The organism is Actinopolyspora lacussalsi (assembly GCA_030803735.1).
Taxonomy (GTDB): Bacteria; Actinomycetota; Actinomycetes; order Mycobacteriales; family Pseudonocardiaceae; genus Actinopolyspora; species Actinopolyspora lacussalsi.
Window position 1 is genome coordinate 1810929 of sequence record JAURUC010000001.1, and the last position, 21020, is coordinate 1831948.

The following is a 21020-nucleotide window of genomic DNA, read 5'->3' on the forward strand; positions in this document are numbered from 1 at the left end:
CATGTCCATCCCCATGCCCACCAGCGAAACGGAGGGCATCCGGCTGCACGTCACCCCGTTCCGCCCGGAAGCGGTGATCGGCGCGCTCGGCCTGCCCACCCTGCTGCAGCTGGTCCCCTCCCCGAAGTCGCAGGAGAACCAGCAGGCGCTCAAACACGCCTCCGGCACGCTGCGCAGGCACGCCGAGGTACGCGGGCTGGTGCAGCGGATGCTGCGATCCACCAGCAAGGGCCGCAACGTCGCGTCGTACGCCGGGTACATGGCAGCCGGAGTGAAAGGCGATCTGGGGGCCGCGTGGTCGACACCACCGGTCACGCTCTGGCTGGGTTCGCAGCTCGCCTCGATCGGCGAGGAACTCGTCGCGGGAACCGGCATGCGAACGGTGTCCATCGCCCCCGGCTCGCCCGTGGTGGCCATCGACGGCGAGACGCAGGTCGCGGCCTGGCACGAACTCTACGACTCACCCGAGCGCTACGGACTCACCATCGACGCGCTGACCCGGATACGGGTGCCCTTCGAACTGTTCTGGGGACTGGAGGTCAAGGAGGCGCGGCAGATCTTCTACGACCGCAACGTCGAGGGCATCACGGTCGCCAAGAACCTGGCCATGTCGATGGACCAGCGCGACTTCGGCACCCGGCTAGCGCATCTGGTGATCGACGCCGTGCGGATCGAACGCGACGGCGAGTCCGTGCCGTTCGGCAAGTTCGTCGAGACCCGTGGCAGGCAGCTCAAGGCTTCCTCGCCCGAGGTCGTCACCCTCTCGGCGCTGCGCGTGCTGGTGGTGTGCACGCTGTTCGGCCGGGCTGGGCTCACTCGTTCGGGATCGACCCTGCGAGACGAGGAACTACCCGAGGGAGTCACCGCCGAGCAGGCCACCCGCAGGCTCGTGCCGCTGCTGTCGACGGTCATCTCGACGCTGCGGGAGCACTTCCTCGCGCGCTCGGCCGTGTCCGCCCCGGCGGTGCTGGCGGGAATCGGCATCGCGGCACACCAGGCGACCGGCTGGGCCACCACCGGCAGCACGCTAACCGAGGACGAACTGCTCCACCTGCTGTCCACAGTGTGCTGGGAACGCGAAGCCAGGTACTGGCACGGCGTGGCGGCCAGCGCCAACGCCAAGGGCACGCTGAACTTCGCGGGCGGCGCCAAGGACGCCGGGGGGCGCGTGGCCGACGCCGTCATCCACCCAGAGAGCCAGTACGGACGAAGGATCCGCGGCCGATGAACGGGAAGCAGCACACGGTGGAGCTTGATCACGTGGCCGGGTAGCCGGCACGTGAGTCGGCGCCTTGCTGTGTTGGGCCGGCTCTTGAGTAGCGACCTACGCGGCGAGCGGCCCGGCCTTGCAATGCATCCGACTCACGCACCGGGGACACGGGCATGGTGCCGCTCATCGTCGCGATACCGGAGCAGTGGCGGTTCGAACCCGCAGCGGTGCGGGCTGCGTAGGTGGTCGTTTCGGCGCCGACGCGCCAAAGGACCGCCACACGGCAGCGCATCCGACTCACGCAGCTGGGATACCCGCGCTGTTCAGCCGCATGGTTGCGCTTCGACAGCGGCACCGGTGCGACGACGATTTCGCGAGAAATCGACGAGCACAAAGCCACCTCATCCCAAGGGCGCGGCGATTTCGCGAGAAATCGACGCCCCCTCTGACCGACGGTCCGCAGTGGACGAAAGGAAAACCAAATGACTTACACACCGGTACCACCGCAGCAACGAAACGGTAAATTCAGCGGACTCGCACTGGCGAGCCTGATATTGGGAATCATCGGCGCATGCGGCTCGATAATCCCGATTCTGAACAACCTGACCGCCGTAGCAGCTTTCGTGGGGATCGTCCTGGGCGCCATCGCCCTGTTCGGCACCAGGAAAGTGATGGCCGGTATCGGCACGGGGCTGGGCGTACTGGCGATCGTGATCACCGTGGTGGTCCAAGCAGCGCTGGTCAGCACCCTCGAAAGCGGTGGAGAAGCCGCGGGCTCCGCCAACAACGAACCGGAGATATCCGTACAGCCCGCCCCGAGCTCGAACGGTTCGTCCGATTCACAGTCCGGCTCGTCCCAGGCCGATTCAACGGAGTCGGGCTCGTCCGACTCATCCGAGAAACTCGGGTTCGGCGACAAGCACACCTGGGGTGGTGGCGAAACGATCTCCGTCTCGAAACCGAGCCCCTACACCGAGAGCAACCAGTTCCTCCAGCCGGAGACGGGCAAGCGATACGTCCAGTTCGACGTCCACGTGGTCAACAACGGCGACGCCGAGTACAACGTCGCTTCGGTGGACATCACCGCACAGCACGCCGGCAAGGTCGCCCAGCAGAACTACGCCGCCGGTGACCAGCTCCCGAACACCCAACTGCCACCGGGCGGCGACGTCACCTACACCATGGTCTTCACGGTCTCCGAGGAACCGGGCGAGCTGCAGGTCAGCGTGCAGCCGAACGTGTTCGCCGCGAACACGGTCTACTTCACGGGCAAGGTGTGACCGGTGCGAACCACCGTTGTTATCCGAAAACAACCCGCACGGAACGGACAGTGAACTAGACTGCCGCAAAGCGGCCACGCCGGATAATCACTTTCGTCACCGGCTCGGGAAACGCGTTCCCGAATCTCGGATCCCGAGCCATCACGAAACCAGCGGGATCGCTCCGGCACACACCGACGTAACCATCCGGGAAAACCTTGCGATTCAGGGATCGACTCAGCGAACTCGTGACGACCCTCCGGCAACTGTTCCGAACCACTGGAGACGAAGAATCGCCCGGAACGGAACCGCGCCAAGGACAGTCGCCGAATTCCCATGACGAGGATCGAACCGACGAGCACGCCCCTTTCTCCGATCCACCGGACTCGTATCCCACCCAACCGATTCCCGCAGCGGTCATCGACCCCCGACCACCGTCCCGGCAGCCGATGCACAGCAAACCACTTCCCGAAACGCCCCGCCCGCCCAGCGAGCCCCACCCACCCAGCGAGCATTCACTCCTCGACCCGGAAACGGTTCCGATTCCCATCGGTCCTCCGGTTACCTCTCCGGAAACGGTCCCAACGCCAGCCGAGACCGATGCCGAACCGTCGGTGCGGCGGTACACCCTGCGAGGGGTAATCCCCTTACCGGAGACAGCTGACGAGACACCGACGACCACGGGCATCGCACCAGCGGAAGAACCGGCACCGACCCTGCCCGCACTGAAACTGCTCGAGGACAGCGAGCGTCGCTGGCGGAACACCCCGCACGCGGCGCGAGCAGCGGAAAATCCCACGGCCGGAAAACATCGCCGGAATCTGGTGCTTGTAGCACTGCAAGCCTACGAGCGGCTTCGCGCCGAGTACGCCCCCGAATCCGATCCGGACACCGTGTTCCGGCGCTGGCCGTGCTGCACCGTGGTCACGCTGGTGCGGCTGGTCGCCGACTCGCCCGAGCCCGGGGAGCCACGTGACGCGCTATCCCCACCGGCCGTCGAAGCGGCACTGGGTCCCGCAGCGGAGACACCCGTCACGATCGATGCCGACACCTGGCTGCGCGCATTCGCCTCCGCCTGGCACACCCTGACCGAACGAGACCGGAACGAACTCACGGCACACCGCGGCGAGCGGCACACCACCGCTCTGACCGCGCTGCTCTCTACCGCTGGCATCGGTGAACCACAGGCGGCGACTTTCGAGGCGGGGCTCGATCCGGATCGGAGGACGGTGGTGCTGGCCTCCGAGGTCGCATTGCCGCGACTGTGGCGCGTTCGAGCCGGAAGCGCCGTGTGCCCATTGGTCGAGAACCACTGGTTGGTGACACGACCCGCCGAGACGGTGGAGTGCCACGATCCTTTCGGAGAGTCGCAGTGGGTGCCGCTGGTCAATCCCGACGACCCGCTGTTGGTCTTCGACGCCGAGGGGGCGCTCATCCCGGCGGGAGAACCGATCCCCGCAGGGGAGGTGTGGCTGCTGCATCGCGGCGAACCGGGGCCGGGGTGCTTCGACGGGAAGCGGCAAGTGCTGGAGGAGCTCGTACCGCCGAACGGCTGGACCGGTTGGTGGCTGGGACGGGTACTGCTCGACGAGACCCGAGGCGTGCGTCCCAGGATCGGCGACGGCACGACCGGCACGCGGTTCGGTGACTGGCGTGCCGTGAACCTGGCGGCACACGCCGAGTTCGCCTTCGACGCCCCGGTTCCGACGCTACGCGACCGGGATGGGGACTCGGTTTATTCCGCCGCGCCGGTCCTGCACCTCACCGGCAGCGACACCCAGCCGTGGACGGTGGAGATCACAGGTGAGACACCCGAGCAAAGCGCCTCGTGGGAGGTGAACGCGGCTGACGGCCCGGTGGAGCTGAACGAACTGATGCCCCACCTCGCCATGGGGCGGTTCCGGATCCGAGCGGTCAACTCCGACAGGCAGGCGAACAGCACCACGTTCACCCTCGTGAAAGGCATCGTGGCCACTCCCACCCCACGGGTGCGGATGTTCCGGGAAACGGGGCAGCTCTACCGGGCACGAGTTTCGATCCGCACCCCGGAGCACGTCCGGGCGGTTCCGGAAACCGTACAGCTGAGCGAAAGCACTCGCAGCGCCGAAGTGGAGCTGCGCGCGGCCGACGACACGCGACGGCTGACGCTGCGCGTCGAGCCCGAGCACGCCGCGGTGCGGAAACGGCTGGGCACGCACAACCAGGACTGGGGAATCAATCGGCTGCACTACACCCTGGGGCAGCTGTCCGAGAACGCGTGCCTGGACCTCGCGTTACCCGAGGTGGCGCGCGAGGCGCACGACAGGGCTCCCGTACTGCTGGCCCACGACGGGACCGGAACGCTGCAACAGCTGCGTGGACAGCAGCTGCCCGCCAACGATGTGATCCGCTACAAACTCGCCGGACTGATCGACACCGTACGCGCGCACGGCTCGTTGCGGCTCCGACTGGACCTGCCACGGCAGGGGGCAGAGCTCGCCACCGTACGACTCCCGAAACCGGCGAGTGGGGTACGGAAGCAGGGAGCCCGGCTGCTGATCACCGAGCGGGCGGTTCGGGAACGGCTGCGGGTCCGGGTGGACTGCCCGTACACACCCTGGCAACCCACACATACCGTCGAGCTGGCCGACTCCGAGGACACCGTCCAACTGCCGCCCCGGTTCGATACCGAAGCACCACTACTGGTCACGGTGCACCACTCCTGGGCGCGACCGAACCGGACCGGCGGAGTCACACCCCCAGGAGCGGGCAGCGTCTTCCGCCTGGGCGACGAGCGCCGTATTCCGGAACTCGCCGAACCGGTCGAACAAGAAACGGCGGGCTATCTCGCAGGGCAAGGATCGCTGCCCCGCACCACCACTGCGTTACCGCTGCTGTGGGCCTCGGCCGCGCACGCCGAACAGCTACTCGAACCGTCGTCGGGCCGCGCCACGGCACAGGAATGCGCCATAAAGCTGGGGGACGATCCCGTGGCCGCGTTGCTGGCCAGTTCCGGCAGCGGAACGAGCGCGCGCGACCTCGTACCGGTAATCGTGCGGTCCGGAATCGCCGCGCACGCCTCGCGCCAGGTGGCCGATCCCGAGCGGGTCCGTGCCATCTGGCCCAACAGACCGCTCCCCGCGCTGCTGCTGACCGGCCCGTTGCTGTTCTACCGCACCGGATCGGCGGGCTGGGAACAGGACGAACTGGACACGACGGAAACGGCACTGCTGGACACGATTGATCAGTGGTGCGCGCCGCGAGCACTCGAACTGCTCACCGGAGACCGCACCGATCCGGACGAGAGCACACCCCCGCTGCTGGGCGAGCAGGCACCCGAGCACCCCACCCCGAGTGGCGAGCTGACCCTGACCGCGGAATCGCTCGACGAACTGCGGAACTGCCGCAACGAGCTGCAACGGCTCATCTATCGCAAGCGATATCCCGAACTCTTCGAGATCGCCTCGCGACGTCGTACCGCCGCTCCACATCCCGACTTTCCGTTGGAACGGCTGTCCCTCGAACTCGCCCTGACGGCACGACTGGCCGCGCAACGGGATCGCGACGCGACGGCGGTCGAACGACTGGTGCGCCCCGGCTGGACCCACCTCGCCGAACTCGCCCCCGACCGGGTCGCCACCGATCTGGTGCTCGCCGAGTTCCTGACGGTGGCGCACCAGGCGAGGCAAGAGCAGCAGGCTGGGCAGGAACAGCAGTCGAACGAGCCCTCCCCGACACCACAACACAGCAGAAAGAATCCTTCGTGAGCCGATTCAACCCACTGCACGCCAGCGCACAGATCAACGAGGCATACCGCCGCTACCTGCGCTCGCTGCTCCCACTGCGGGACTCCGCGCTGGCAGGCGCACTCGACGAAGCCATTACCAGCAGCCCGCTGCTGTCCAACGGCCCGTTGCTGGAAGCGAACCCGAGCTACGAGGCAGGCGCGGACATCACCGAGCTGATCGCGGAAGGAGTGCTGCCCGAGTCCTTCCTGGATTTCACCGGACCGGAGCTGCCCGCGAATCGACCACTGCATCGGCACCAGGAGAACGCGGTACGGAAAGCACGGGCGGGCCGCAATCTCGTGGTGGCCACCGGGACAGGCTCCGGAAAGACCGAGAGTTTCCTGCTGCCCATCCTGGCGCACCTGGCCGAACAGCGAGCGGCGGGAACTCTCGGGCCGGGGGTTCGAGCGCTGCTGCTGTACCCGATGAACGCGCTGGCCAACGACCAGATGAAACGGCTACGCAGGCTGTTGGCCGCGATTCCCGATGTCACCTTCGGCCGCTACACCGGCGACACCGAGGAAAGCAGGTCCAAGGCCGAGGACTCCTTCCACCGACTCAACCCGGGCGAGCAGCGGCTGCCCAACGAGCTGCTCAGCAGGGAGGAAATGCGCGCGGCACCGCCGCACCTGCTGCTGACCAACTACGCGATGCTGGAATACCTGCTGCTGCGTCCGCAGGACACGGAACTGTTCGCCAACACCGATTCCTCCCACTGGCGCTTCGTGGTCGTAGACGAGGCGCACGTCTACGACGGAGCCAAGGGCAGCGAGCTGGCGATGCTGCTGCGCAGACTGCGGGACCGGGTCGGTGTGACCGAGGAGCCGCGTGCGATAGCCACCAGCGCCACCGTGGGAGCCGACCGCGATCCGACGGCCGTCACCGACTTCGCCACCCGACTGTTCGGACTGCCCTTCGACTGGGATCCCGACAACTCGGAGCGGCAGGATCTGGTCACCGCTGTGAAACCGGTGCGAATCACGACGACGGCCGGATGGGGACCGTTGCCACCGTCGAGCTATGCCGAGTTGCTGGCCACGGAGAATCCCCGAACCGAGCTGCTGCGCACCGCGCGCGAACACGGCTGGGAGGGCGACGACGCCGCCGAAGCGCTGCGATGCGAGGCACGGCTGCGACGATTGCACGAGCTGCTCGACGAACACCCGCGACCGATCCGGGACATCGCCGCGGAACTCGTCCCGGAACAACACGGCGACGAGGCCACCGAAACCGCCACCGCCCTGGTCACGCTCGCGGGGAGCGTGCACGACTCGGACCGGACGCCGGTGCTTTCCACCAGGTTCCACTTCTTCGTACGCGCCACCGAGGGCGCGTTCAGCTGTCTGGGAACCGACCAGGAGCAACATCTGAGCCTGAACCGCCGGGAGCGGTGCGAACGCTGTCCCAGGGTGGTGTTCGAGCTGGGAGGTTGCCAGCGGTGCGGAGCGGTGCACCTGCACGGTGCCATGGACAAAACTGGACTGCTGCCGCGCCACGTCCCCTGGCGGGCGGGGGTGGACCACCGGCACGCCTGGCTGCTGCTGGAGGACCACGACAGCGCGGATCCACGGCACGTGGACGAGGACGACGCGCTGCTGGAGGAAGGAAAGACCACCGAGGACAGTCCGTACCACCTGTGTGTCGGTTGCGGATCGCTGCACCAGAGCATCGCGAGCGAATGCCCGGTCGACGAGTGCCCGGGTACCGAGCTGCGCCCGGCTCGACTGATCCACTCCCAGTCCGGGGTGCTGGAGCACTGCCTGGCCTGCGGAGCGCGAGGCGGCGGGCTGATCAGGCTGCTGGAAAGCGGCGCCGAAGCGGCCACCTCGGTGCTGGCAACCTCCCTGTACCAGGCACTGCCACCCGATACCAGCGACGAAACCGTGAACCTGCCGGGGCAGGGACGCAAGCTGCTGTTCTTCAGCGACAGCAGGCAGACCGCCGCCTACTTCGCCCCCTATCTCAAGGACACCCACGAGAGCCTCGCGCACCGCGGACTGCTGCTGTCAAGCCTACGTAGCTGGGACGAAGAGGAGGAAGGCGAACCCGCCACGATCGACGACCTCGTACCCCAGACCGCCCGGACAGCCAACCGCGCCCGGGTATTCGAGGAGGACACCTCCCGCCGAAACCGCGAACGTCACGCCGCGCTGTGGACGATGCGGGAAGTGATCAGCTACCACGACCGCCAGTCTCTGGAAGGTGTGGGGCTGCTCCGGGTGGAACTGGCACGCAAACCCCACTGGCGGCCCCCACAGCAGTTGCTGGAGCTGGGGCTCACCCAGGAGGAGAGCTGGAACCTGCTGCAGGAACTGCTGCGCACACTGCGCACCCAGGGTGCGGTGGACATGCCGGAGGACGTCGACGCCGACGACGAGGCGTTCGCACCTCGACGCGGGCCGATCCACGTGCGTATGTCGGGTTCCGACGCCAAGCGGAAAGTGCTGAGCTGGCTGCCGACGTCCGGCACCAACCGGCGCCTGGACTACCTGACCCGAGTGCTACGACGGATGGGCAGCGATACGGACCCGCGTAAGCTGCTGGAAGAGCTGTGGCAGGAACTCACCCCGGCGAAGAGCGGTGACGGTCCCGCCGGCTGGTTGTGCTCCGAGACCTTGCCCCGGCTCGGAACGGTACGCCGGATCGACCACCGCAAACTGCGGTTGCGCCCGGTGCGGGAGTCGGAACGGTTGTTCCGCTGCGACCGCTGTCGTCGGATTCTCGGCTTCGGCGTACGCGGTGTCTGTCCCACCCTGCGCTGTGACGGGACCCTCGAACCCTGGTATCGCCCCGCCGAGGCCGAGGAGCGTGACCACTACCGACACCTGTACCAGAAGTCCGATCCGGTGCCCATGAGCGTGCAGGAGCACACCGCGCAGTGGAGCAACGAGAAGGCCGCCGAGATCCAGGGCGAGTTCGTCCGGGGCGAGCTGAACGCACTGTCCTGCTCCACCACGTTCGAACTCGGCGTGGACGTCGGCGAGCTACAAACGGTCGTGCTGCGCAACATGCCACCGACCACGGCCAACTACGTGCAACGCGCGGGCCGCGCCGGTCGACGTGCTGACTCGGCGGCACTGGCGTTGACCTACGCCCAGCGGCGTTCGCACGATCTGTTCCGGTTCAGCGAACCGGAGAAGATGATCGCGGGTGAGACCCGGCCACCCGTCGTGCCGCTGGAGAACGCACGCATCGACCGCAGGCACGCCCACTCGGTGGCCCTGGCAGCGTTCTTCCGCGCGATGAAGCAGCGATACGGGGAGAGCTGGCGCACGGCGGGCGAATTCTTCCTGCCACCGGATCCCACGCCGCCCGATTTCGTGCTGCCCGTCGCGAGGCTTTCGGAGTTCCTCCGTCCGGTGCCGGACCCGGTGCGTGCCAGTATGGACGAGATCCTGCCCGAAAGCGTGCACCGGGAGCTCGGAGTAGCCACCGACTCCTGGGTCGCCGAACTCGAACGACTGCTGGAAAGCACCCGCCAGGAACTGGTCCAGGATGTGACCGCTTTCGAGGAACGCAGGGAAGAAGCCGTACGGCAGCAGAACTACCGGGCTGCCGAACAGTACAAGAAAGTACTCGAAACACTTCGGAAGCGCCCCCTGATCAACTTCCTGGCCACCCACAACGTGCTGCCCAAGTACGGCTTCCCGGTGGACACCGTCGAACTGCGCACCGACCACGCGAAAGGCGGGCGGAACCCCGGTCTGGAACTGACCAGAGATCTGAGCATGGCCATCAGCGAGTACGCGCCGGGATCCGAGGTCATCGCCGGTGGCAGGCGGTGGACGTCGGGCGGGGTGTACCGCCTGCCGGGGCGGGACCTGGTCAGCCGGTACTACGCGGTGTGCGAAGCGTGCGGGCACTACCGGGAATCCGTCGAGGTCCCGGACACCGAATGCCCCGCCTGCCACCAGGAAAACACCCGCAAGACGCAACAGTACGTCGAGCCCTCCTACGGATTCGTCGCCTCCGAACACACCGAGCAGAAAGCGAGTCAGGCTCCCCGACGCTCGTGGACGGGTGCCACCTACATCGTCGACTCGCACGCGGACGTCGAGGAGAACAGCCTCACCTTTCCCACGGGAGAGATGCTGGAGTGGCGTTCCGGGACACGCGGGCAGTTCGTGGTCGTCAACGAAGGCCCGAACCGCACTGGTTTCCAGCTGTGCCAACGGTGCGGCTGGGGCCGGCCGGTGGGCTCGGAAAAGCCGCCGAGACCACACCGCCACCTGCTCAAGGACGGCGACTGCGAGGGTCCGCTGCAGAGATTCTCGCTGGCACACCGCTACGAGACCGACTTCGTGGAACTGCGCTTCCCGCCGATGTTGCTGCTGGACCACGACCAGGAGACGCTGCGCTCGGCGCTGTACGCACTGCTGGAAGGAGCGGCCGTAGCGCTGGAGATCAGCCGCGACGACATCGACGGCACGGTGCACCGCGGTGAGGACGGTGTGCCCTCGCTGGTGCTGTTCGACACCACCCCGGGCGGTGCGGGCAGCACACAGCGCATCGCCCACGGTCTCGTCGACGTGGTACGCGCCGCCGCGAAACGCATGCACGACTGCGAGTGCGGACCGGAAACGAGCTGCTACGGCTGCCTGCGGGGATTCCGCAACCAGCGCTACCACGAACTGCTCTCGCGCGGGGCAGCGCTGGAACTGCTGCACGAGTTCGTTCCCGTCGCGGGAAACGCTGCCTCGCAGGGTGCTGCCTCGGAGAACGCGGCGTCCGACGACGCGGGCACGAACGGCACCTTCCCGGACAGCGTCGCTCCGAACCACCCCACGCCGAGGTGAGACCGCCATGCAAAGCACCGAATCCGTAACATCGGATGCGAACGCGACATCCCGCGGTGCCGCCGTCACCGCTTTGGGAGAACTCGCCGCACAACGCGAGCTCGGCTTCCCCGACGTACAGTCAGTGCTCCGCGAGTACGCAATCCCACGAACGGAATTCCGATTACTGCTCAGCGAACTGGCGCGGGCCGGGATACGACTGCCCGCGAGCCTGGCGGGACAGGAAGTACCGGCCCCCGCTGGCCCCCGTCCCGAAACGACTCCTCGACCGGAATCGACCTCCGCTCCGGAAACCGCTCCCCATCCGGATCGGCGGAGCGGATCGTACGACCCGGCCCGGAACGGGGCGGGAGTCCCGAAACCGCGTACGGAGCTCGCACTGCGCGGGGACGAGGTACTGGACCTCTCGCGGATCTCGCTCGTCGATCTCGGAATCGTTCCCATCGAACAGCGGTCCGGGGACGTCTCGGAGGAGCGAGAAGAGGAGGAGGCGAAACCGGCGTCGGTATCACCTCGAGCGAGCGTCCCGCCTCCTGCCCGGGGACAGATGCACCACCCCGCGAGCCCCGCACAGGAGCCTCCCGAAACGCGTGAGCAGGAGCATTCGGAACCCGCGGATCCCGTTGACTCCCCCAGGGATTCGGTGTGGCAGTACCGCGAGAAGATCTCGAAACACGAGCTGCTGTCGGCCGAGCGGGAGGTGGAACTCGCGAAGACGATCGAGGTAGGGCTGTTCGCCGAACAACGTCTGGAGCAGCGGGCGGAGCACGATTCACACGCGCGGGAACTACGAACACTGGTTCGGCGAGGCAGGGAGGCATTCGACGAATTCGTCAACGCCAACCTGCGATTGGTGTTTTCCAACGCCCAAAAGTACCAAGGGCACGGTCTGGATCTGGCCGACTTGGTGCAGGAGGGTAATCTCGGGCTGCTACGCGCGGTGATGAAGTTCGACTACCGGCAGGGCAACAAATTCTCGACCTACGCGACCTGGTGGATCCGGCAGGCCATCACCCGAGCGCTGGCCGACCAGCCTCGCATGATCAGGTATCCGGTTCACGTCGTCGAGCGGCTGAATCCGGTACTCGCAGCGATCGAGACGCTCCGCGGCTCCGGTGCGGTGGTCGAATACTCAGCCGTCGCCGAACGGCTCGAAACCTCCGAGGAGGAAGTACGGCGGCTGCTGACCGAACTGCCCACCAGTACTTCGTTGGAAGGACTGCTGGAGAAGCTGGACGCGGTGACGCTGCACGAAGCGGCGGAGCGCAATCGGGACGCGGTCGAGCCGGATCTGTTCGGCCTCGAGTTCGAGGACGTGGAACGGGCGTTGGGATGGTGCGAAGAGCGCGAGCGCGACATCCTGCGGCGGCGGCACGGTTTCCTCGGGGAACCGGCCACGCTCGACACCATCGGGCAGGAGTACGGAGTCACCAGGGAACGAATCCGCCAGATCGAGAGCAAAGCGATCAAGAAGCTCAGGCGGTTCGCACCATTGCTGTACGACGAAAACCCGCCGCACGGTGGAGTGGAATCCGAGAACGCCAAGAGCGCTACCGCCCCTGCCGAGGACGAGGGAAAGTAGCATCATCCACATGTCCATCAACGATCCCGCCACGCACGGGCACAACGACGCAGCGACCGACTCGGCGCGCCGCCCGCGCGACGTCGCCGAGCTGGTCGAGCGGATGCGGCTGGGCGTGCGGACGAAGTTCGTGTTCTTCTGGGGACATGGTCCGGAGCGGGACGGCAGTCCGGGACGCGGGTGCCTGAGCCAGTGGTGGCCCGCGCCGTTCACCGCGCACGATCGTGTCTTCGCCACCGCCGAGCACTACATGATGTGGCGCAAGGCGCGGCTGTTCGGCGACGAAGAAATGACCGAGCGGATCCTGGCCGCCGAGCACCCGCACCGCGCGAAAACATTGGGCCGAAAGGTGCGCGGCTTCGACCAACAACAGTGGGAGCGGGAACGGTTCGCCGCCGTGGTGGCGGGCAACGTGGCGAAGTTCGCCCAGCACGAGGAACCGCGCCACTTCCTGCGCAACACCGGGGACCGGGTGCTGGTCGAGGCCAGCCCGCGCGACAGGGTGTGGGGCATCGGCCTAGCCGCCGACGAGCCGGCGGCGGGCGAGCCGGAACGGTGGCCGGGACTGAACCTGCTCGGCTTCGCGCTCATGGAAGTACGCGAAACGCTGCGCGATCGGGAACAGGCCGACTGACCCCGTCCCGGCACGAAGGTCGTTGGCTCATCTACGGCATCACCAGGGGAAACGAGTCCCCGGAAACGGCCCCGTGGCGACACCCGAACCGCGGCGGAAAGAATCAACAGGAAGTGGTGACGGCGGGGCGTCGGCGGCTCACTCCTCGGGGCGACCGCGTTGCTGCCGCAGCTTGCGCAGCGCCTCGTCGAGCAGTTCCATGCCGTCCTCGTCGCTGCGCCGTTCCTTGACGTAGGCGAGATGGCTCTTGTAGGGCTCGTTGCGCTTCGGCGGCGGTGGGTTCTCCCGGTCCCGCCCGGCCGGCAGCCCGCAGTGCGAGCACTCCCACGTGTCCGGAACCCGCGCGTCCATCGCGAACGAGGGCTCGGTCAGGTGCTCCTTGTCACACCAGTAGGCGACCCGCTGCCGGGGAGCCGACTCGCCGCGCTCGATCTCGGCACCGCTCGGGCTCGACCCGATGCGCATGCCGCGTATCGCGTTACCACCAGTCATCCGCTTTCACCCACCGTCTCACCGTCGTTCGGGCAGACATCGTGTGGACCGAGACCGCACGAGTACGCGGCCGGGGCACACCCCGGCCGCGCGTGCTCGTCAGGAGGCACCCATCTTGATCAGCAAGCCGGTGCCGATTATGGAGATCACCCACAGCGCGATGACGAACAACGTCATCCTGTCCAGGTTCTTCTCCGCGACGCTGGACCCGGCCAGGCTCGACTGCATTCCGCCGCCGAACAGCGAGGAGAGCCCGCCGCCCTTGGCCCGGTGCAGCAGCACGAGCAGCACCAGCAGGATGCTGGTCAGCAGGACCATGATCTGCAACAAAAGTGTCATAACGTCCTCGTTCGCACCACGGTTCGTGACAAGCCTACCGAACCGACTCGCCGCCGTGGACCACCGTTGGCATCGTAGGCTCTCGAGTTGCATCCGCCGGCTCGGTATTCCGCCGGGCGAGCCCGCACGAAAACCGACCGGACGAATTTCCACGGGAACGGGGTCAGGGTAGCGGCCCGCCCGCGGCCAGCGCGCTCATCTTCGCGAACTCGTCACCGTTGAGGCTGGCACCGCCGACCAGTGCGCCGTCCACGTCGTCCCGGCCGACCAGATCGGCGATGTTGCTGGACTTGACCGAACCGCCGTAGAGCACGCGCACCTCCTCGGCGATCTCGGCGCCGTACTTGTCGGTCAGCGCGGCCCGCAGCGCCCCGCAGACCTCCTGGGCGTCCTCGGCGGTGGCCACCTTGCCGGTGCCGATCGCCCAGACCGGCTCGTAAGCGATCACCGCACGCCGCACCTGCTCCTGCTTGAGCCCCTTGAGGCCCTCGATGAGCTGGTTCGTGCAGTACGAGACGTGATCGCCCGCCTCCCGCACGTCCGATCCCTCACCGACGCACAGGATCGGCGACATCTCGTGCTTGAGGACGGCGCGAACCTTGCGGTTGATCAGCTCGTCGGTCTCGCCGTGGTGCTCGCGGCGCTCCGAGTGGCCGACGACGACGTAGTCGCAGCCGAGCTTGGCCAGCATGGGGGCCGACACGTCACCGGTGTAGGCACCGGAGTCGTGCTGCGAAACGTCCTGCGCGCCGTGCCGCAGCAGCAGCTTGTCACCGTCGATCAGCGTCTGCACACTGCGCAGATCGGTGAACGGCGGGATCACGGCCACCTCGACCTTGTCGAAATACTTCTCCGGCAGGGCGAAGGCGATCTTCTGCACCAGCGCGATCGCTTCGAGGTGGTTGAGGTTCATCTTCCAGTTGCCCGCGAGCAGCGGCTGCCTGGACTTGCTCATGCCCGGCCCTCCAGTACGGCCACTCCCGGCAGGTCCTTGCCCTCCAGGAACTCCAGCGAAGCCCCACCACCGGTGGAGATGTGCGAGAACCGCTGCTCGTCCAGTCCGAGCGTGCGAACCGCGGCGGCGGAGTCGCCGCCACCCACGACGCTGAACGAGTCGGAATCGGCGATGGCGCGCGCGACGCCCCTGGTTCCCTCGGCGAAGGCGGGGAACTCGAACACACCGGCGGGGCCGTTCCAGAACACCGTCGCGGCCGAGCCGAGGATCTCGGCGTAGCGCTCCACGGTACGCGGGCCGATGTCCAGGCCCTGCCAGCCCTGCGGGATGGCGTCGGACGGCACGACCTGCGTGTTCGCGTCGGCGGCGAACCGGTCGGCGGCCACGATGTCGAGCGGCAGCACCAATTTGTCACCGTGCTCGTCGAGCAGCTGCTTCGTCGTGGCGATCTGGTCCTGCTGCAGCAGCGAGTCGCCCACCGAATTGCCCATGGCTGCGAGGAAGGTGTAGGCCATGCCGCCGCCGATGACCAACTGGTCCACCTTGGGCAGCAGCGCGTTGATGACGCCGAGCTTGTCGGAGACCTTGGAGCCGCCGAGCACCACCACGTAGGGCCTGCGCGGGTCGCCGGTCAGGGTGCGCAGCACCTCGACCTCGCTGAGCACCAGTCCACCGGCGTAGGAGGGCAGCCTGGTGGCGAGGTCGTAGACCGAGGCCTGCTTGCGGTGCACCACTCCGAAACCGTCCGAGACGAAGGCGGCGCCGGTTCCGACCAGCTCGACCAGAGCGTCGGCGAGTTGACCGCGCTCGGCGTCGTCCTTGCTGGTCTCGCGCGGGTCGAAGCGCACGTTCTGCAGTACCGCGACGCCGCCGTCGGCCAGTCCGCCGACCACCTGCTGCGCCGAGGTGCCGACCACGTCCTCGGCCAGCGCGACCTCGGATCCCAGCAGCTCACCGAGCCTGCGCGCCACCGGGGCGAGCGTGTAGCGGGAGTCCGGGGCACCGTCCGGCCTGCCGAGGTGCGCGGTGAGCACCACGCGGGCGCCAGCGCCGGTCAGCTTCTCGATCGTCGGCAGGGCGGCCCGGACCCGGCCGTCGTCGGTGATGGTTTCGCCGTCCAGCGGGACGTTCAGGTCGGCACGCACCAGGACGTACCTGCCCCGAACCCCCTCGCCGAGCAAGTCGTCGAGATTCTTCAAGCCTGTTGCTCCTCGCCGGGAATCACAAGATGTGAGGGGTCACAAGGGGTGATGGGACAATTCGGCCCCCGGGCGGGTCGCCCGGGGGCCGATTGGAGATCAGGAGAGCTTGGAACCCACGAGGTCGGCCAGATCGACCAGGCGGTTGGAGTAGCCCCACTCGTTGTCGTACCAGCCGACGATCTTGACCTCGTTGCCGATGACCTTGGTCAGCGGGGCGTCGAAGATCGTCGAGGCGGGGTCGCCCTCGATGTCGCTGGACACGATCGGGTCCTCGCTGTAGCGGAGGATGCCCTTGAGCTGGCCGTCGGCGGCCGCCGCCTTGAAAGCCTCGTTGACCTGCTCCTCGGTGGGGTTGGTCTTGAGGCTGGCGGTCAGGTCGGTGACCGAACCGGTCGGGACCGGCACGCGCATGGCGTAACCGTCGAGCTTGCCGTTGAGCTCGGGCAGCACCAGGCCGATCGCCTTGGCCGCACCGGTGCTGGTGGGGATCACGTTGACGGCCGCCGCGCGCGCCCTGCGCAGATCCTTGTGCGGACCGTCCTGCAGGTTCTGGTCGGCGGTGTAGGCGTGCACCGTGGTCATCATGCCCTGCTCGATGCCGAAGCTGTCGTTGAGGACCTTCGCCATCGGGGCCAGGCAGTTGGTGGTGCACGAGGCGTTGGACAGCACGGTCTGGGTGCCGTCGTAGGAGTCGTCGTTCACACCGAGCACGACGGTGAGGTCCTCGCCCTTGGCCGGGGCCGAGACGATGACCTTCTTCGCGCCGCCCTCGTCCACGTGCTTGCGGGCCTGCTCGGCCTGGGTGAACAGTCCGGTGGACTCGACCACGACGTCGACACCGAGGTCCCCCCACGGCAGCTTGCCCGGATCCTTCTCGGCGAGGATCTTGATGGTCTTGCCGCCGACCCTGATCCCCTCGTCGGTCACGCTGACCTCTTCGGGGACCTGGCCGAGCACGCTGTCGTACTTGAGCAGGTGCGCCATGGTTGCGACGTCGCCCAGGTCATTGGCGGCCACGACCTCGATATCGTGCTTGCTGGCAACTGCCGCACGCCAGAAGTTGCGTCCGATCCGGCCGAAGCCATTGATACCTACGCGAACGGTCACGCCGATCTCTCCTCGCGACTTACCCTGCCGAGTCGTCGGCAGGTGGCGGTCATATGGACTCGTCATCGACCCTATCGCCCGACTCGCCCCGGTTACGAACTCGGGAGACGCCACACCACGGCGTCGCCGCGCCACTCATCGGCTCGCGGGCCGACGGGCCGCGGAGTCACCCCGGGACGAACGGCCGCCCGACATCGAATTTCCCACTCCACGGGACGGGCCGATCCGGACGGAACCGATGGGAAACACGACTGTAACGATTCACAAACATCGGTGGAAAATCACTTCCACGGGTGACGAAAAACCGTACCGGAAAGCACCCGCACCACCGGTACTCACCCGAAAGCATCATACGACGTGACTTCGCGCGGACGAAACCGAACTCCGACGAATCGCGGCCGGCGAATAGAGGGTTCACCGGCCGCGGGAGTCGATCGACGAGCTCTTCGGTGCCGCTCTCCTGTCGGTAGCTCTCCGGTCTCGCAGCACCCCTATCCCACTGCCGCCTCGGCCGAGTTATCACCGCGCTCGGCACTCTCGGAGCGGACGGACTCGAACGACCGCGGTCAGTCGTGCTGTTCCTCGCGCAGCATTCCGTCCACACCGGACTCCAAAAGTTCGGTGGTCACCGCCGACTCGGTGTCGGGCAGGTTCAGCTCCCTGGCCCGTTTGTCGGCCATCGCCAGCAGTCGCCGGATCCGACCGGCCACGGCGTCCTTGGTCATCGGCGGATCGGCGAGCTGACCGAGCTCCTCCAACGACGCCTGCCGGTGCGCGAGCCGGAGCCTGCCCGCCACCATCAGGTGTTCCGGAACGGAGCTGCCGAGCAGCTCCAGGCCGCGTTCCACCCGCGCGGCCGAGGCCACGGCGGCACGCGCGGAGCGCCGCAGGTTGGCGTCGTCGAAATTGGCCAGTCGGTTGGCCGTGGCGCGCACCTCGCGGCGCACTCGCCGCTCCTCCCAGGTCATCACGCTGTTGTGCGCGCCGAGTCGGGTGAGCAGCGCCCCGATGGCGTCGCCGTCGCGGACCACGACCCGGTCGGTGCCGCGCACCTCGCGGGAGCGCGCCTGGACCTCGAGTCGACGGGCCGCCCCGACCAGTGCCAACGCGGCCTCCGGGCCGGGGCAGGTGACCTCCATCGCCGAGGAGCGGCCGGGCTCGGTCAGCGAGCCGTGCGCCAGGAACGCACCCCGCCAGGCGGACTCCGCGTCGCACACGCCGCCCGAGACCACGTGCGAGGGCAGTCCCCGCACCGGGCGGCCGCGCGGGTCGAGCAACCCGGTCTGCCGGGCCAGTCCTTCACCGTCGCGAACGACACGCACCACGTAGCGGGTTCCCTTGCGGAGTCCACCGGAGGTGATCACGTGCACATCGGAGTGATAGCCGTAGAGCTCGTGCAGCTCGCGCCGCAACCTGCGCGCGGTGGAGCCGGAGTCGAGTTCGGCCTCCACCACCACACGCCCGCCGACGAGGTGCAGCCCGCCCGCGAAACGCAGCAGCGAGGACACCTCGGCTCTGCGGCAGCACGCCTTGGTCGTCGGCAACCTGCTCAGTTCGTCTTTGACCGCCGCGGTCATAGCCACCGGTCCGTCCTCCTCTCCAGTGCGGCTTTCAGACTCGCCGCGAGAGCATCCGGTTCGTGTTTCGCCGAACCGGGTGCGGCAGCGACTCGATCAAGCAAAGTCTGCGCACCAAGTCCGGTTGCCGCAGCACGAAGCCGATCGGGCGTCGGTACCGCTTCCGAATCGGCCAATACCGCGTCTACCCGCAGTTTTGGCTCGTGTTCGGAGATCACGTCCAGATGTTGTTCCGGTGAGAAGTCCGCTGTTTCACCCGGTTGCGGGACAAGATTGAGTACCACGATCCGCTGAGCAGAAGTGTTGACCAAGGCGTCGCGCAGCTCGGGAACCAGCAGGTGCGGCAGCACGCTGGTGAACCAGGAACCGGGTCCCAGCAGCACCACGTCGGCGTCCAGCACCGCACGAACCGCCTCGGGAGCGGCACGCGGTTCGTGCGGCTGCCCGTTGACCGCGTTGAGCCGCACCCGGCGTACCCGGCCCGGAGTACTGGCGATGGCCACCTGCCCCCGGATCGTGCGCACCGCGGTGAGATCCTCGTCCAACCCGGTGACATCCGCCTCCATGTCCAACGGCTCCGCGGACATGGGCAGCACGCGCCCCTGGACATCCAGCAGTCGGCACGCCTCGTCCAGCACTGCTATCGGATCGCCCAGCACGTCCAACAACCCCGCGAACAGCAGATTGCCGACCGCGTGCCCCGCCAGCGCGCCGTTGCCACCGAAGCGGTGCTCGAACAGCCGCGCCCAGGTGTGACCCGTCCCCGAGTCGGCCGCCAGCGCCGACAGCGCCTTGCGGAGATCACCCGGTGGCAGCATGCCGAGCTCACGACGCAACCTTCCCGAGGAACCACCGTCATCGGCGACGGTCACCACGGCAGTGATGTCGGTGGTTATCCGCCGCAACGCGGCGAGGCTCACCTGCAGCCCCCGTCCTCCCCCGAGGGCGACGGCTCGCGGCCGATCCGGCCACGTGGTCGTATCACTGGTCTCCACGCTGCTCCCTTCACAAACTCGGGCGGACCGATCGGGAACCCGGTAGCGCGCCGGGTTCGCGGGCCACGCCGAGCACTTCACCACGGGTCACGATCGGGCGACACACGAGACAGCTACACACGAGACAGTGAGGTGTGACGTGCTCATCGCCCGGGACGTGGCGATCCCCGAAACGTCCCCGGCCCCGAACGGGCCGGGAAGCCGGGAGGCGACCGCGGTGGGACGCTCACTCGCGTCCCAGATCACGGTGCACCGTCTTGACGGTCATCCCGTCGTCGTCGGAAAGTCGTCGGGCCAGCTCCTCGGTGAGCACCACGCTGCGGTGCTTGCCGCCGGTGCAGCCCATCGCCAGGGTCAGGTAGCGCTTGCCCTCGCGCTGGTAGCCGGTCCCCACCAGCCGCAACAACCGCTGGTAGTTGTCGAGGAACTCCTCGGCCCCCTCCTGCCCCAGCACGTAGTTGCGCACCTCGTCGTCGTTGCCGTTGAACTCACGCAACTCCGGTATCCAGAACGGGTTGGGCAGGAACCGGCAATCCATGACCAGATCGGCGTCCATCGGCAGGCCGTACTTGTAACCGAAGGACAGCACGGTCACCTGCGTTCTGGTCCCCGCCTCGGTGCCGAACGCGTCCTCGATCTTGGTCCGCAGCTGGTGCACCGACAACCCCGTGGTGTCCAGCACGAGATCGGCCTCGGCACGGAGCTTGGACAGCAGCGAACGCTCGGCGGCGATGCCGTCGGCGAGTCTGCCCTGACCCTGCAGCGGATGACCGCGCCGGACCTGTTCGAACCGGCGGACCAGCACCTCGTCGGTGGCTTCGAGGAACAGCACTTTCGGCTTGTAGCCCCGCGCGTCGAGATCCTTGATCACCGAACCGAGATCCTCGGTGAACGCCCGGCTGCGGACGTCCATGACCACGGCCACCCGGGTTATGGCGTCGCTGGAACGCGCACCGAGTTCGACCATGGTCGAGATCAGTTCGGGTGGCAGGTTGTCCACCACGAACCAGCCCAGATCCTCCAGGCACTTCGCGGCGGTGCTGCGGCCCGCCCCGGACAAGCCGCTGACGACCGCCACCTCGATGCCGCCGTGTTCTTCGGTCAC

At 67.5% G+C, this 21020-nt stretch carries 14 protein-coding genes; 6 read left to right on the plus strand and 8 right to left on the minus strand.

The features are described 5' to 3' along the window. The first annotated feature begins 1 nt into the window (after window position 1). From J2S53_RS07905 to J2S53_RS07930, 6 genes are all read left to right on the plus strand, one after another. Window positions 2-1228, plus strand: a complete 1227-nt coding sequence (locus J2S53_RS07905) for a DNA sulfur modification protein DndB (RefSeq protein WP_456240449.1) — start codon at window positions 2-4, stop codon at window positions 1226-1228. A gap of 464 nt (window positions 1229-1692) precedes the next feature. Further along, a complete protein-coding gene (locus tag J2S53_RS07910; RefSeq protein ID WP_456240450.1) occupies window positions 1693-2490 on the plus strand; it encodes a DUF4352 domain-containing protein in 798 nt (265 codons plus the stop codon). Window positions 2491-3293: 803 nt separating this feature from the next. Beyond that, on the plus strand, window positions 3294-6215 hold the full coding sequence (locus J2S53_RS07915; RefSeq protein WP_456240451.1) for a hypothetical protein: 2922 nt from the start codon (window positions 3294-3296) through the stop codon (window positions 6213-6215). After that, complete coding sequence (locus J2S53_RS07920) at window positions 6212-11032, plus strand: DEAD/DEAH box helicase (protein WP_456240452.1); 4821 nt, start codon at window positions 6212-6214, stop codon at window positions 11030-11032. Before J2S53_RS07915 ends, J2S53_RS07920 begins: the two co-directional genes overlap by 4 nt. A gap of 7 nt (window positions 11033-11039) precedes the next feature. Then, window positions 11040-12614 (plus strand): sigma-70 family RNA polymerase sigma factor, encoded by a 1575-nt coding sequence (locus J2S53_RS07925; RefSeq protein WP_456240453.1) that lies wholly within the window; start codon window positions 11040-11042, stop codon window positions 12612-12614. Window positions 12615-12717: 103 nt separating this feature from the next. Next, a complete protein-coding gene (locus J2S53_RS07930) occupies window positions 12718-13248 on the plus strand; it encodes an NADAR family protein (protein ID WP_456242738.1) in 531 nt (176 codons plus the stop codon). Window positions 13249-13386: 138 nt separating this feature from the next. Here J2S53_RS07930 and J2S53_RS07935 read toward each other — a convergent pair whose 3' ends face one another. The 8 genes from J2S53_RS07935 to rapZ form a co-directional block, all read right to left on the minus strand. Then, window positions 13387-13740 carry an RNA polymerase-binding protein RbpA gene (locus J2S53_RS07935; protein WP_092981617.1) on the minus strand — a complete coding sequence of 118 codons (354 nt, stop codon included), beginning with the start codon at window positions 13738-13740 and terminating at the stop codon, window positions 13387-13389. A 99-nt stretch (window positions 13741-13839) separates the two neighbouring features. After that, window positions 13840-14079: a preprotein translocase subunit SecG gene (gene secG, locus J2S53_RS07940; RefSeq protein WP_092627637.1), complete on the minus strand. Its 240-nt coding sequence runs from the start codon at window positions 14077-14079 to the stop codon at window positions 13840-13842. A 163-nt stretch (window positions 14080-14242) separates the two neighbouring features. Next, window positions 14243-15034, minus strand: coding sequence for a triose-phosphate isomerase (gene tpiA, locus J2S53_RS07945; protein ID WP_456240454.1), 792 nt, complete (start codon window positions 15032-15034; stop codon window positions 14243-14245). Beyond that, entirely contained in the window at window positions 15031-16233 is a 1203-nt protein-coding gene (locus J2S53_RS07950; protein WP_456240455.1) for a phosphoglycerate kinase, read from the minus strand. Before J2S53_RS07950 ends, tpiA begins: the two co-directional genes overlap by 4 nt. Before the next feature lie 99 nt (window positions 16234-16332). Next, window positions 16333-17343: a type I glyceraldehyde-3-phosphate dehydrogenase gene (gene gap, locus J2S53_RS07955; protein WP_456240456.1), complete on the minus strand. Its 1011-nt coding sequence runs from the start codon at window positions 17341-17343 to the stop codon at window positions 16333-16335. A gap of 566 nt (window positions 17344-17909) precedes the next feature. Then, window positions 17910-18926 carry a DNA-binding protein WhiA gene (gene whiA / locus J2S53_RS07960; RefSeq protein WP_092627633.1) on the minus strand — a complete coding sequence of 339 codons (1017 nt, stop codon included), beginning with the start codon at window positions 18924-18926 and terminating at the stop codon, window positions 17910-17912. Beyond that, window positions 18917-19915, minus strand: coding sequence for a gluconeogenesis factor YvcK family protein (locus tag J2S53_RS07965; protein WP_456240457.1), 999 nt, complete (start codon window positions 19913-19915; stop codon window positions 18917-18919). Before J2S53_RS07965 ends, whiA begins: the two co-directional genes overlap by 10 nt. Before the next feature lie 226 nt (window positions 19916-20141). Then, on the minus strand, window positions 20142-21020 hold the full coding sequence (gene rapZ, locus J2S53_RS07970) for an RNase adapter RapZ (RefSeq protein ID WP_092927828.1): 879 nt from the start codon (window positions 21018-21020) through the stop codon (window positions 20142-20144).

Bases quoted from the DNA above. Each gene is read 5' to 3' on its own strand.
- J2S53_RS07930 (WP_456242738.1), top strand. From the start codon at position 12,718: ATGCGGCTGGGCGTGCGGACGAAGTTCGTGTTCTTCTGGGGACATGGT.
- tpiA (WP_456240454.1), bottom strand. From the start codon at position 15,034: ATGAGCAAGTCCAGGCAGCCGCTGCTCGCGGGCAACTGGAAGATGAAC.
- J2S53_RS07925 (WP_456240453.1), top strand. From the start codon at position 11,040: ATGCAAAGCACCGAATCCGTAACATCGGATGCGAACGCGACATCCCGC.
- J2S53_RS07935 (WP_092981617.1), bottom strand. From the start codon at position 13,740: ATGACTGGTGGTAACGCGATACGCGGCATGCGCATCGGGTCGAGCCCG.
- J2S53_RS07910 (WP_456240450.1), top strand. From the start codon at position 1,693: ATGACTTACACACCGGTACCACCGCAGCAACGAAACGGTAAATTCAGC.
- J2S53_RS07905 (WP_456240449.1), top strand. From the start codon at position 2: ATGTCCATCCCCATGCCCACCAGCGAAACGGAGGGCATCCGGCTGCAC.
- secG (WP_092627637.1), bottom strand. From the start codon at position 14,079: ATGACACTTTTGTTGCAGATCATGGTCCTGCTGACCAGCATCCTGCTG.